Origin of the sequence: Enterocloster clostridioformis, from assembly GCF_020297485.1 — a bacterium.
GTDB classification, from domain to species: domain Bacteria; phylum Bacillota; class Clostridia; order Lachnospirales; family Lachnospiraceae; genus Enterocloster; species Enterocloster clostridioformis.
In genome coordinates, this window is record NZ_JAIWZC010000001.1 from 2,503,810 (window position 1) to 2,516,654 (window position 12,845).

Below are 12,845 nucleotides of genomic sequence, written 5' to 3' on the forward strand. Positions count from 1 at the left end.
CTCCGGCCATGCTGTCCGGGGGGCGCATGGCCCGGCAGCCGACCTTCTTCCGGCCATCCGGAACCAAACCGGCCCGGGCATTATACCTTTCGACATTATACCAATGTGTCTACAGGATGTAAACCCCCTTGGGATCGAAATCCAGGTATGCCTTCTCCCCCACCTCGTATATCCTGCGGTTCACGGGATTGTAATCCGTAATCTGAATCTCCATGTTCCCCACCATGACCTGATAGTACTGATAGGATCCCATGAAGGTGGACAGGGTGACAGTGCCTTCCAAAAGCCCCTGCTCCGCCAGGGTTGCCCCCTCGGGCCGGATAACCAGCACGGCGTCATCCCCCGGCCCCGCCTTTGCAAAATTGTTGACCGTAAGCTCCTGTCCCACAACGTCGATAACCGCCTTTTCACCGCTTGCGGACCTGACCTTAGCCTCCAGAAAATTGGCCTCACCGATGAAGTCTGCCACGAACCTGGAATTGGGATGGTAGTAAATCTCCCTGGGCGTCCCAATCTGCTCCACCTTTCCCTTGCTCATGATAATGATTTTATCGGAAATGCTCATGGCCTCGGACTGGTCATGTGTCACATAGATGGCCGTAATGCCCACCTTCTGCTGGATTTTACGGATTTCCGTCCTCATAGTGACCCTCAGCTTGGCGTCCAGGTTGCTTAAGGGCTCGTCAAAGAGCAGTACGCTGGGCTCGATGACAAGGGCCCTGGCCAGTGCCACGCGCTGCTGCTGGCCGCCGGAGAGCTGGTTGGTCATGCGGGACTCCATGCCCTCCATCTCCACCAGCTTGAGGATGCTCATGACCCTCTCATAAATCTCCTCCTTGGGGAGCTTGCGTATCTTAAGGCCATAGGCCACATTGTCAAATACATTATAATGGGGCAGAAGGGCGTAGCTCTGAAACACCATGGCCGTATCCCTCTTATTGGGCGTCAGAGCATTGATGGCCTCATCCCCCAGGTAAATATCCCCCTCATCCGGGCTCTCAAATCCCGCGATCATGCGCAGGGTAGTGGTCTTGCCGCATCCCGAAGGCCCCAGAAGTGTCACAAAGCTGCCGGGCTCAATATCCAGGGTGGTATCCTGCACTGCATAGAATTCCTTCCCTGTCTTTGGATCTGTATATATTTTGGAAATGTGTTCCAGACGAACACCTTTTTTCTGTTTATCCATATCAACTTTCCTCCTCGCTATGAGCACTTAGCGTCTGTCTTTTAGACGCTTACGTGCGATGCATGCCACTGGCGCTTGGCGGGCGTCCTTTGACCGCTTAGCGCAGCGGCCCGCTATGAGCACTTAGCGCCTGTCCTTCAGACGCTTACGTGCGATGCATGCCACTGGCGCTTACTCCTGCTTTATCTTCCTGCTGACTCCGAAGAACTTCATCAGGGTATTCATGATAAGTACCGCGCCGTAGGTTATGATAATCAGTACGGTTGCATAGGCGCATGCCACGCCGTAATTGCCCTTCTCAGCCTGCTCATTGATCTGGCAGGTGATGAGTAAGAAGTCAGGCGTCACCAGAAGAATGATGGCCGAAATTGCCGTGATGCTCCGCACAAAGGCCGTCACCAGGCCGCTGAAAAAGGAATCCTTAATCAGAGGAAGCGTTACGGTCATAAACACCTTGGCGGAGTTAGCGCCCATATCGTAGGCGGATTCCTCGATGGACTTGTCAATCTGGCGCAGGGCTGAGATACCGCTCCTGGTGCCGGTGGGAAGGCTTCGCACGATGAATACGATAATCAGGATAAGGCCGGTTCCGTAGAGGCCGCTCATGACGCCGGTCCTGAACAGGCCATTGGCATAACCCCTGATATATCCGATACCCAGCACGGTGCCGGGCACCGCCATAGCCAGCATGGATACGAATTCGATAAATCCCTTGGCCTTAAACCGTTTCTTTACCACCAGGTAAGAGATGACCATGGACAGGAAGGCTGTCAGGGGAGCTGCAATCAGGGACAGGACAAAGGAGTCCTTAAAAGCCTTAAGTCCGCTGGTCTTAAACATGTACTGGAACCATTTAAGGCTCAGGCTGTAATCCCTGCCCCAAAGGGTGAACAGCGCGCCAAAGGGCACCATAATGTACATCAGCATGACAAAGACTGACACGGCGCCGCAGAAAATGGTCAGGGGAACCGTTACGCTCTTATCCTCTATGAGCATCCTCATGCGGGAAGCCTTTCCCGTAAGGGTGGCTGCGGTTTTCTTCTCCAGATAATACTTCTGGATCAGGAACAGGACCACGGTCAGGGACAAAAGCACTACGGACATGGCCGCGGCTCCGGTGGAGTCATAGGCTCCTGTCACCTGCAGATAGATGGTGGTGGCCAGTGTGTCGTAGGAACCTCCAATCAGCATGGGGTTGGCAAAATCCGCCACAGACTCGATAAAGGTTACCAGGAATGCATTGCCCAGTCCGGGAAGAAGAAGGGGAAATGTAACGCTGGTAAACACCTTCCACCGGGTAGCTCCCATGTCCCTGGTCGCCTCTTCCAGGGAGGGATCGATATTCTTTAAGAGTCCCTTAAGCATCAGATAGCATACGGGGAAAAAGGTCAGCGTCTGCACAATGGCGATTCCCTTAAGCCCGTATACATTGGAATCATAGATTCCCAACAGGGATCGGGTGATGATGCCGCTTCGTCCAAACAGCATAATCATGGACAGTGACAGCACAAAAGGAGGGGAAACCACGGGAAGCATGGAAACCATGGCAAACAGCTTCTCAAGCACCTTTGTCTTAAGCTTTACATACACCTCCACATAGGCGAACAGCAGACCGATGGCAGTGGATGCGATTCCCGTAATCATGCCTAACACCAGGGTGTTTTTAAAAGCCTTCTGGAACCGCTCCAGGCTCAGCACCCTCCCGAATACCTCCAGGGTAATCTTACCTTCCGAATAAAAGCTGTCTACCAGCAGCATCAGAAGGGGGTACAGGATGAACAATGCCAGGAATACCAGCAGTACCACAATCATGCTTACCAGTATGGGGTCTGAAAAAAATTTCTTGCGCTCCAGATCAGCGCTCTGTTTTCTGGCCACAATGAGGCCCCCTTTCCCGAGGAATTCTTTCCTCTTGATTTCTTACAGTCCTTTCTGCCAAGCCAGGACCATAATGTAACAAATGCTGCGTAATGAATGATGACAACCATTACGCAGCACCCGTTTGCAAGCTCACACTACATTACGTTTCCAAGTGCCGGACACCGGCAGGAGCCCTGCCTATTCTGTCAAGAAACGGCTGGAGTCCGCGCTGTCGGAGGAGCTTCCAAGAGCTGCGAAGAAGTCCTCTACATACTTGGCACTGTTTTCCTTTGCATCCTCAAAATCATAGTCAATGGTATTGTTCATATCCAGACCAAATTTCGTAGCTTCCTCAGGCTGGGTGGCATTGCTTAATACCAGGAACTGATAGGAGCCGTTCTCCTTGGCGTGGTCCACACAGTCAGGAGACAAAGCATATTCAATCCACAGCTTGGCTGCGTTTGGATGTGCGCATCCGTTGAAGATGGCGGTAGCGCCTACCTCAAAGGAGGTTCCGTCCTCAGGAACGATCAGCTGGATATTGTCATAGCCCTGAAGAATCTGGTAAATGCCGTCATGAAGGAATCCGATACCGATTACGCACTCGCCCGGGCCTACCATCTTGGATGGGCCGGAACCGGACTTGGTGTACTGGGAAATGTTCTTGTCCAGGACCTTGAAATACTCCATGGCCTCGTCATGTCCCTTCATCTGAACCATGGTGTTGATGAGCAGTTTTGCCGTACCGGCCGTGTTGGGGTTGGACAGCATGATGAGTCCCTTGTACTCTTCCTTGGTCAGGTCATCCCATGTCTTGGGCGCCTCCAGGCCCAGGCGGTCCAGTTCTTCCGTATTGACCATGAAGCCCAGGATGCCCTTGTAGATGCCGTACCAGCAGTTGGTCGGATCCTTGTACTGGTCGCCAATCAGGTTCTTGGCATTGATGGCGTCATACTCCATCAGAAGGCCGTCAGCTACTGCCTCGTTATAGGGGTCTGTGGTTCCGCCGAACCATACGTCGGCAGATGGTTTGCCGGCTTCCTCGGATATCTTGGTATAAACCTCTGATGTGGAAAGTCTCTGGTATTTTGTCTTGATTCCGTACAGCTTCTCAAAATTCTGGCAGGCGGCAGACAGATATTCCTCCTCGCAGGAACCGTATACAGTCAGTTCGCCTTCGGCCTTGGCCGCCTTGATGAGGGCATCCATATCCCCGCCCGCAGCCTCAGCCGCCGTGGTTTCTGCCGCGTCATCCCTGCTCTCCTCCTTTGCAGCCTCCGTAGCAGCTGCCGTGGTGGTCTCAGGCGCGGCCGTGGTTTCTGCCGCCTTGTTACCGCCTCCGCAGGCAGTAAGGCTTAAAGCCATGGAGCATGCCAACAAAAGTGCCAGTTTTTTCTTCATAATAATACCCTCCTTCTCATTTCTGATGATTTCATCATAGCAGAAAAGAAGGAGGGTAAAAACCGCATTTCAAGTAATTTTGTCGTGATTTCTGAACATGTCTACTGTTTTTTTATCTAATATACACAACCATATCTATTTACAGACAGGCATCCAGCATTCCCAGCAGCTCCAGGGCGCTTCTGCCCATACGGCGGGCATATTCCTCACTTACGGACTCCGCAAAGGAAAGGGGGAAGAATTCGCCCTCCTCCTGAAAATCAGCGGGCGCGGAGGCGTGAATGGAAGTCACTTTAAACCCTTCCGACGTGCGGACACAGGTGGATGTAAAGCGCACTCCCATGGCAAAGTTCCTGCCGTCGGGAAGTGTGCGCACCACAGTAAGCCTGCCCTGCATGACGCCGCAGGCAGCCCTTTGCGTGTATTGTTCCGATATATAAAAACATTCTAACACATTCCTGTTAAAATAAAAAGGAGAATACCATTCCCCTTTTTAATACCACTCTTTTACGCTCTCTTCCTTTTCACCGTCACATAAAAGCAGTTCATCCCATCCCTGTACTCCACTCCAATCCTGGCCCTGTGGCTCCTGGCTGTCTCTGCCGCTATGGCCAGTCCCAGGCCATAACCGTTTGTGCTGCTCCTGGCGCTGTCGTCCCTGTAAAACCTTCGGAAAATTAACGTGCGCTTATCTTCAGGTATAGGTTCTCCCTGGCTGCACACCCACAGCCTGGCCCTGTTCCGGCCGGCCGGCTCCAGCCTTACCTCCGCCCGCCCCCTTGGCACGGAATATTTCACCGCGTTGTCCATAAGAGCCTTGATTAACTGTCCCATCCGGGATGGGTTACCCATCATCAGCACATCATCCTCTATCTTATATTCCAGCACCTTCTCCTCCTGATAAAACACAGGTTCAAAGATCAGTATCTTCTCCATAACCAAATCGCTCAGGCTGAACCGGGTAAATTCCCCCTTCCCCGGTACACAGGAATCGTTCCTGGCCAGAAGCAGGAGACTTTCCACCAGGGATCGCATTTCCCTGCACTCCTGGTTCACATGCTCCATCCACTTATCCGCTTCCGCCGATATGCCGGCATACCGCTCCTGCAAAAGCTCCGCATTGGCCGTAATCACGGTCAGCGGTGTCTTTAGCTCGTGGGAAGCGTCCGCCACGAACTGCTTCTGCATGCGGACAGACTCCTCCACCGGCTTCACGGCCCACCGGGAAAAGAAATAGGACAGCGCGAAGAATCCCAGCCAGATAGCCACACAGGCCATGGCGCCGTATTTCATGACTCCGTTTCTCAATGAATCCTCATAGGTGGTATCTGCAAATGCAATCATATGACCTGCGGGCTGGCTGATCCTTAAATATCTCAGATGATACGCGTCCAGTATCCCCATGTCCTCCTCCCCGGTCATGCCCAGCACAGCCATCTGCTCCAGGTATTCCGGTTCCCAGTAAGCATCGTATCCTTCCCCCAGCGTCACCGCGCCGTCCTCCCCCACCAGAACAGTGACGAACGGAATCCTGGCCGGAGACATGGCGGCAAATATCAGGGACTGCTCCTCCCCGGACACCACCCTGGACAGGGCCAGGCTTCCCTGGTCATTTACCCTGTGCTTCACCACAGAGGTCACCGCACAGAAGGTTATCCCTATGACCGCTGTCACCACCAGCATATTATAAATAATAAACTTAAGCCGAAGCCTGCCTATTTCCCTCATTACAGCACCTCCCTGCTGTTCTTTTCCACTATCCTGTATCCCAGCTTGCGTATGGTGACAATCATCACATCCGCCTTGAGGAAATCCAGCTTCTTTCTCAGAAACGATATGTAAATCTCCACATTGTTCTCCACTGCCTCCGCGTCATTTCCCCATACCCTGGACAGAAGGGTTTCCTTGGAAACCACCATATCCCGGTTCACCATCAGAATACGCATGATGTCGTACTCCTTTTTTCCCAGCTGTATGCTTTTTCCAGGCCCTCTTAAGGTATAGTCCGCCTGGCTTAAGGATATGTTTCCCAGGTTCAGGCTTTCGGGTATCATCTCCCCCCTGCGCCTTAAGATGGTCTTCATCACAGCCAGAAGCTCCTGCATGTCAAAGGGCTTTGTCAAATAATAATCAGCGCCGCTTTCCAGCCCCGTCACCCTGTCCTCCAGCTCGCTTTTCGCTGTCAGTATCAGAACGGGAACCTGGCATCCCATTTTTCTGGCTTCCCTTAACAGGGTAATTCCGTCCATTCCCGGCAGCATCAGGTCCAGGACAGCGGCGTCGTAGCCGCCGTCCTTTAGGAGCCAGCAGCCGGTAGTTCCATCCCCGCAGATATCGCAGTCATACCAGTGCTTCAATATATCACGGATGGACTCTGCCAGCCGCCTGTTATCCTCCACAATCAAGACCCGCATCTATATCCTCTCCCTGTTTTGAGTCATGTCTGAAAAATCCACCTGTATTCTCTCTCAATTCGGTACGAACCGCAAGAGAACAGAGGTGGATTTCACAGATAATTCACAAACCCGTATGCGCTTTTACCTGCTGCGTATCTCCCTTCTCATGAAGCTGATGTAGGAAGCGGCGAACACCACAGCCGTCAGCGCCAGCAGGCCCGTCAGATGGGGCCACACTAACAGGCAGCTCTGTCCCAGTGACAGATATCCGGTGATGGCGCCCGACAGCTGCTGGGGCAGGATGATGTTGGTGGAGCGCACCATGGGATTCATGATGGTGGAAACCGCCTCACTGTACAGGTAATAGGGCGACAAACGGTTCAGGCTCATCTGGCAGCTGTAATTGTCCAGAATCTGCCCTGCCGACGCGGTCTGCCCCATGGGAAACAGGGCATTGGCCACAATGCTCACCACCAGCGTCATAAACAGCGCAAAGAAGATCCACAACGCAATCACGATCATGGCTGAGGTAGCTGCATGGCGGCACAGCACGGAACATAGGATGGACAGAGCCAGCCAGAAGCAGATGTAGACAGAGGTGAAAAACAGCAGCACCAGCACCCGCCCCGCTTCCTCGGCAGCAGGCGGCACCCCGGTGGCCAAAAGCCCCACGGCGCCTGCGATAAGTCCCATGGAAAAGACCATGATAAAGATGATTGTGGCGCCGGCCAGGAATTTCCCGTTTATAACCGCATCCCGGTAAACGGGCTGCGCCACCAGGCGGTTTAACGTGCCCTCAGAACGCTCGCTGTTGATGGCGTCAAACCCCAGGCTCAGCCCCACAAAAGGCCCCAGCAGAGCAATGAAGGAGGTAAAAGACGGGATGGAGCTTCCGCTCAGGGTGAACAGCTTCAGGAAAATGTAGCTGGCATCAGACGCAATGGCGTCCGAAAGGCTGGTCAGAGCCCCGTATATGCTGGCGCAGCTGGTCAGCAGAATCAGTCCCAGCACAATCAGGAACCGCTTGCTGCGTATGTGGTCCGACATCTCCTTGCGGTACAGGGCCGTCATGCCGCCCATACCCTTACATGGTCTCACCCGCGCACCTCCATCTGACATATTCTTACCGCTGTTCCCTTCCGAAAGAAAGGAATCCTTTATTTTTCTTTTGATTGAGACCACCATTTTTCTGCTCTCCTTTCTCAAAATATCTGCGGTAAATTTCATCCAGGTCATTCCCCCTCTGTCTTAAGTGGCGCAGGGTGTAGCCCTTCTCCAGTGCCCTGCGGTTTAATTCCCTGCACAGGTCTGCTCTGGAATGGACCACGTAGAAATCGCCGGACCGCTCCACCTGCTCCACATTGCCAAGGCTTCTTAACAGCTCCTCGAATCCGCTGTCATCGGGAAAGGCAGCTGCCTCCAGGGCATAATGCCCTTCACGGCGTATCTGCCCTGCCAGCTCGTCAATTCTTCCGCAGGCAATGAGCCTGCCCTCCACGAAAAGCCCCACCCGGTCGCAAATCTGCTGAATCTGATAAAGCTGGTGGGATGATATGAGAATGGTCCTTTTATCATCCTCCGCCAGGCCGCGTATCAGGGTCATAAGCTCTCTCATTCCTTCCGGGTCGATTCCCAGAGTAGGTTCATCCATGATGACCACCTTCGGGTCCTTCATCAGAACATCAGCGATTCCCAGCCGCTGCCGCATGCCCCGCGAATAGGTTCCCGCCTTCTGGTCGGCTGCCTCCGTCATCCCCACCTTTTCCAGCAGTTCCTCTATCCGCCTGTCTGTCACATCGCCGGGCAGGCCGTTTAGCTGGCCTGTAAACCGAAGATTCTCCCGACCCGTCATGTCGGAATAAAACCCCACATTATCCGGCAGATACCCCACCATCCGTTTGACCTCGATGGCCTGCCTGGCGCAGTCCTTTCCGTCTATGTACGCACTGCCGCCGGTGGGCTCCGTCAGCCCCAGCAGCATAAGGGTGGTGGTGGTCTTTCCGGCTCCGTTTGGTCCCAGCAGCCCGAATATCTCTCCCCGCCGGATTTCCAGTGTCAAATCACAGACCGCTTCCTTCTCCCCGTAGGATTTGGACAGGTGTTCAGTCCATATCATCATTTCTTCCTCATTATCCATAACAATGCCCCCTTTCCAGCGAACGATCCATAAGGACTACCTTCTGCCATATTTGCGGAACACATAGCCCAGGCCTCCGGCCGTACCCAGTATGATGATGACTGCCACCACGCCCCAGACCGTCTTTGTCTTAACCGATACCCTGAAGTCGGCGTTTGACTGGGTCTGCTCGCAGGCTGCCGTAAATGTGTTCACATAGTCCCCCGTGATTGCTTCCGAGGAGGGCTTTACATGGGCAATGACTTCCGTGGTGCTTCCGGCCGGAATGGACGTGATGACGTTGTTCTCCGTATTGTAGGTCACGGTCCAGCCAGTGGGCAGGGATGAGTTAAGGGTCACATTTTCCAGATCCACGTTGCCGGTATTGGTGATGTTAAGCGTCACATCCGAGGTCCGGCCCGCATAGGCGTCAAAGCTCAGGCGGCCATCCGGGGTGGAAACCTTAAGGCCGTAGCTGCCTGTAATGACCACCTTCAGGCTGGTGTCCAATGTCTCCTCTGCCGACACAGCGCTGCAGGATATGTCATATTCCCCTGCCGCAACCCCTTCCGGCGGCGTCACCGACACAGTCATGCCCTTGCTGGCGCCGGACTCCACCTCCAGGGCAGCCACCTTGGCAGTCTCACCGGTGGGGGTAAAGCTTACTCCCCAGCCGGACGGCGCATTGGATGACAAGCTGTAGGACTGTGTCTTAAGCCCGTTGTTAATCAGAGTGGTGCTGAAAGAAAAATTAGTGCCCGTGGTTCCCTCCTGCTGGGGGTACTCCGAAGTAAAGCTTCCCTTTCCCGCATTCATCTCATTTACCATAAACGAGATAGGCAGACTGGCTGTAAGGCCCTCTCCCGCTGACGCCTTCACCTCCACTGTATAGGTTCCCTCTGTCAGCTCCTTTGGAACCGTTACATGAAGGGTCACCTGGGAGCCGTCGTCTCCGTTCTTTACATGGATGCGGCTTACCTGATAGCTGCCGCCCTGGAGATAACCCTCCCATCCCTCAGGCATGGCAGAGACCTCCAGATCCGCATCCAGACTGGCCCCTGTGTGGTTCTCCAGCGTGATGGGAATATTCAGGTTGTCTCCCGGCTTCACGGATATGCCCGGATAGTCCGTATTCAGGTCCAGGCCGCCGGCCCCGTAAACCGTATGAGCACCCATAAATACCAGGAACACAGCCGCCATGAGGACCGCCAGAAGTCCAAACCGCTTACCTGTCCCGCCCTTTCTGATTACCATTGCTTCCTCCATAATTTCCTCCTTTTGCCCGGTACGGGCATCTGTATTTTCTACCAGCTATCATAACGGAGAAACCTTTAGCCAACCTTTAATAAGTTTGAAAATACTGTGAAAAAGCATGGGAACCATGATTCTTCCGAACGCGCCAAAAAGGAGCCCTGCGGTAAGCGCGGCCCCTTATGTACTGGAATGACTGATATATCTTTGTTCTGTACCTGGGTAAATTACGGCTGAATGTCTGATAAAAATGATGGTGTGTATTGATAAGTCCGGGATATATCACCATATTAGATGCGTCAATCACATCCTCCGCTGTCTCCTGTCCGATTCCGCCAATGACTCCGTCCCGGATTAATACGCCCGCACCGTCAGGCAGTCTGTCATCCCCGTCACATGTAACAAGATGCTTAACGTTCTTTACGAGTAAGGTTCCCTTCATGATTACCTCCTGATGTAAATTCATAAACAATCTTTGTCTCATAGACTATATGACTGGTATACTGCCGGCGGCACGGATGTCCACGATGCACCCTCATACGGGTTCAGTATATATGATACCTGGATGCCAAGAATAAATACGGCTCCCCGCTTCTCATCGACCTGGACCATTTCCGTGAAATTATCAATAAATTCGGTTACAGCTTTGGAGACAATGTCCTCTACCGCTTCAGCCGGAAGCTTAAGCTCCTGTGCGGACCGGACCGCGGTGTCTACCGTCTGGAGGGAGACGAGTTTATCATCCAGTCTCCCGGCGGTTCCAGAAAGGACACCGAATCCCTCTTTGAAGAAATCATCCGGCAACTGGAATACAGCGGAGATATACATGTGGTAGGGCGTTTCATCGTAGACCAGGTATTCCAAAAAGCCAGAAAGTGGCAGACCGATTTTCCGGAACTGATGGCTGGTTTCAATGTATCCTATCTTCAGTTTAAGGATTCGGGGTTTGTGGATTACCTGATTCAGAAAGCCAATGAATATGAGCTGAATCCCGGATATCTCTGCATTGAACTGACAAAGAGTTCAAGGGCAGACGATTTCGACACCCTGGCCGGGTGTTTTGAGAAACTGCGGTCATTTGGTTTTCGCATTTCCCTGGATGATTTCGGGATTGCCTACTCCATACTGCTGTTGATCCGAAACCTACCCGTGGGTTCCGTAAAGCTTGACCACTCCTTTACCCTGCTTCAGGGTTATTTCTTTGACCGGCCCATGCCGGCCATCCGCCGCTTGATCTTCAGAGCTTATCCTAGTACAGCATTGCTTAAATATCAGTGATTAAATTACTAATGGTATCCCGGCATATGTCCACTTAAATGGGTGTGCTGTAAGATTGTATTGTTCAATAAAGCGCAGGATGCTTGCTTCCAGTTCTTCTATTGATAGGTAGCTTTTCCGCTTCAGCAGCTTCCGGTTAATGATGCCAAACCATATCTCAATCTGGTTCATCCAGGAACTGTGTTTCGGAGTATAGACAAAGCGGATCCGGTGGGAAGGGTCATGCAGGAAATCCGCTCGGCTTTCCATACTTTTAAGGATCCCTGTTTTCCCTTTTTTGCCCAGTTCCACGCCAAGGGCACAGGCTTCTGCCACAAAGCGGACAAGGGCTTCCGATTTATGGGTGTTTAGGCCATCGCATATAAATGTCCATGGGGCTTGCGGGTCTGTCCCTACCAATGCTTTCACGGCTTCCACAAAATCCTCTTCTGTGCGTGTGGAGTTTAAATACGGCATTTCCATACGGCCCGTTGCAACATCAAAGAACCCGATGAGGCTGGTCGTGCCATGGCGGATATACTCAAACTCCATTTTGGCGCACTGGCCGGGTAATGGGAGCTTGTCAGGATATTTATGTTCCAGCGCTTGTACCCCGGTCATTTCATCCGTGGAAACAATGTGTGCACCTTCCCGGCTTTGTTCCTGGGCACTCTGGTACAGGCCGCAGATTTCGTTTACTTTCCGCGCAAAAGATTCCGGGGCTTCCGTCTTTTCCGAAGAATGAAGCCAGTAACGGATTTTGTGGGGATGTAAATCTACCTCATTTTTAAAAAACGGCTGACAGATTTCTCAGAAATCTGTTCAGCGATCCCCTGCTTTTTAATTTCTGCCACTAACAGCGGGAGACTCCACTGGCTTACTTCGTACCCAAAATCATTTGGGCTGCTGCAGGCAAGGTCGATGATCCGCATGATCTGGTCCGGCGTAAAAACAGACGGGGCACCGGGGCGTTTTTTATCGGACAGGACTGCCCGTATCTCATCTTCAAGCTTTTTCGGGTCGTCCATTTCAATCCTCCGCAAGGCTGGGAGCGCCGCGAGGAACCGACTGCGCCAGGTGGCAACATTATTATAATGAAGCCCGACCTGTGGTGCAATATTCTGGTTGAGTTCCCCCTGTGACGCAAGCAGGACAATGCTGGCTCTTTTGACCAGTCCTGACGGAAGGGAGCGGCTTTTTGAAAAAGCAGATAATATGTTTTTCATGGCATCAGATAAAACCGGGATAGTATCAATTGTTTTCCTTCGCATAATAACCCATCCATTCTTTAGTGATAGAATTATTATGCACCGACTACAATAAAAAAGCAACGTCTATTCATTATTATTTTGGCAATGCTGTACTAGTCTGTCAACAG

The 12,845-nt window shown here is 52.5% G+C and carries 12 protein-coding genes and 2 pseudogenes; 2 read left to right on the forward strand and 12 right to left on the reverse strand.

What is annotated here, in order from left to right; genetic code table 11:
- Positions 1 to 109: 109 nt before the first annotated feature.
- The 10 genes and pseudogenes from LA360_RS12575 to LA360_RS12620 form a co-directional block, all read right to left on the reverse strand.
- Positions 110 to 1,186 carry an ABC transporter ATP-binding protein gene (locus tag LA360_RS12575; RefSeq protein ID WP_022200868.1) on the reverse strand — a complete coding sequence of 359 codons (1,077 nt, stop codon included), beginning with the start codon at positions 1,184 to 1,186 and terminating at the stop codon, positions 110 to 112.
- A 171-nt stretch (positions 1,187 to 1,357) separates the two neighbouring features.
- Positions 1,358 to 3,064 carry an ABC transporter permease gene (locus LA360_RS12580; protein ID WP_112482036.1) on the reverse strand — a complete coding sequence of 569 codons (1,707 nt, stop codon included), beginning with the start codon at positions 3,062 to 3,064 and terminating at the stop codon, positions 1,358 to 1,360.
- A gap of 180 nt (positions 3,065 to 3,244) precedes the next feature.
- A complete protein-coding gene (locus tag LA360_RS12585) occupies positions 3,245 to 4,447 on the reverse strand; it encodes an ABC transporter substrate-binding protein (RefSeq protein WP_022200866.1) in 1,203 nt (400 codons plus the stop codon).
- A gap of 139 nt (positions 4,448 to 4,586) precedes the next feature.
- The gene (locus tag LA360_RS12590; RefSeq protein ID WP_057571729.1) at positions 4,587 to 4,901 is read right to left on the reverse strand and encodes a hypothetical protein; all 315 of its coding nucleotides are present in this window, start codon (positions 4,899 to 4,901) and stop codon (positions 4,587 to 4,589) included.
- 53 nt (positions 4,902 to 4,954) lie between these two features.
- Positions 4,955 to 6,175, reverse strand: a complete 1,221-nt coding sequence (locus LA360_RS12595) for a sensor histidine kinase (RefSeq protein ID WP_112482038.1) — start codon at positions 6,173 to 6,175, stop codon at positions 4,955 to 4,957.
- Positions 6,175 to 6,861, reverse strand: coding sequence for a response regulator transcription factor (locus LA360_RS12600; protein ID WP_002586973.1), 687 nt, complete (start codon positions 6,859 to 6,861; stop codon positions 6,175 to 6,177). Before LA360_RS12600 ends, LA360_RS12595 begins: the two co-directional genes overlap by 1 nt.
- 123 nt (positions 6,862 to 6,984) lie before the next feature.
- Positions 6,985 to 8,028 carry an ABC transporter permease gene (locus tag LA360_RS12605; RefSeq protein ID WP_022200863.1) on the reverse strand — a complete coding sequence of 348 codons (1,044 nt, stop codon included), beginning with the start codon at positions 8,026 to 8,028 and terminating at the stop codon, positions 6,985 to 6,987.
- The gene (locus tag LA360_RS12610) at positions 7,967 to 8,980 is read right to left on the reverse strand and encodes an ABC transporter ATP-binding protein (protein WP_057571728.1); all 1,014 of its coding nucleotides are present in this window, start codon (positions 8,978 to 8,980) and stop codon (positions 7,967 to 7,969) included. Before LA360_RS12610 ends, LA360_RS12605 begins: the two co-directional genes overlap by 62 nt.
- A 36-nt stretch (positions 8,981 to 9,016) precedes the next feature.
- Entirely contained in the window at positions 9,017 to 10,225 is a 1,209-nt protein-coding gene (locus LA360_RS12615) for a COG1470 family protein (protein ID WP_022200861.1), read from the reverse strand.
- 202 nt (positions 10,226 to 10,427) lie between these two features.
- A pseudogene (locus LA360_RS12620) lies at positions 10,428 to 10,652 on the reverse strand (hypothetical protein); the annotation flags it as partial.
- A gap of 182 nt (positions 10,653 to 10,834) precedes the next feature.
- Between LA360_RS12620 and LA360_RS31890 the strand changes: the two are divergent.
- Both LA360_RS31890 and LA360_RS12625 read left to right on the forward strand, forming a co-directional pair.
- A pseudogene (locus LA360_RS31890) lies at positions 10,835 to 10,957 on the forward strand (diguanylate cyclase domain-containing protein); the annotation flags it as partial.
- 81 nt (positions 10,958 to 11,038) lie between these two features.
- Positions 11,039 to 11,488 (forward strand): EAL domain-containing protein, encoded by a 450-nt coding sequence (locus LA360_RS12625; RefSeq protein WP_242997679.1) that lies wholly within the window; start codon positions 11,039 to 11,041, stop codon positions 11,486 to 11,488.
- Here LA360_RS12625 and LA360_RS12630 read toward each other — a convergent pair whose 3' ends face one another.
- Positions 11,489 to 12,274 carry a transposase gene (locus LA360_RS12630; protein WP_112481403.1) on the reverse strand — a complete coding sequence of 262 codons (786 nt, stop codon included), beginning with the start codon at positions 12,272 to 12,274 and terminating at the stop codon, positions 11,489 to 11,491.
- The gene (locus tag LA360_RS12635) at positions 12,244 to 12,738 is read right to left on the reverse strand and encodes a helix-turn-helix domain-containing protein (protein ID WP_089776580.1); all 495 of its coding nucleotides are present in this window, start codon (positions 12,736 to 12,738) and stop codon (positions 12,244 to 12,246) included. Before LA360_RS12635 ends, LA360_RS12630 begins: the two co-directional genes overlap by 31 nt.
- Positions 12,739 to 12,845: the final 107 nt, after the last annotated feature.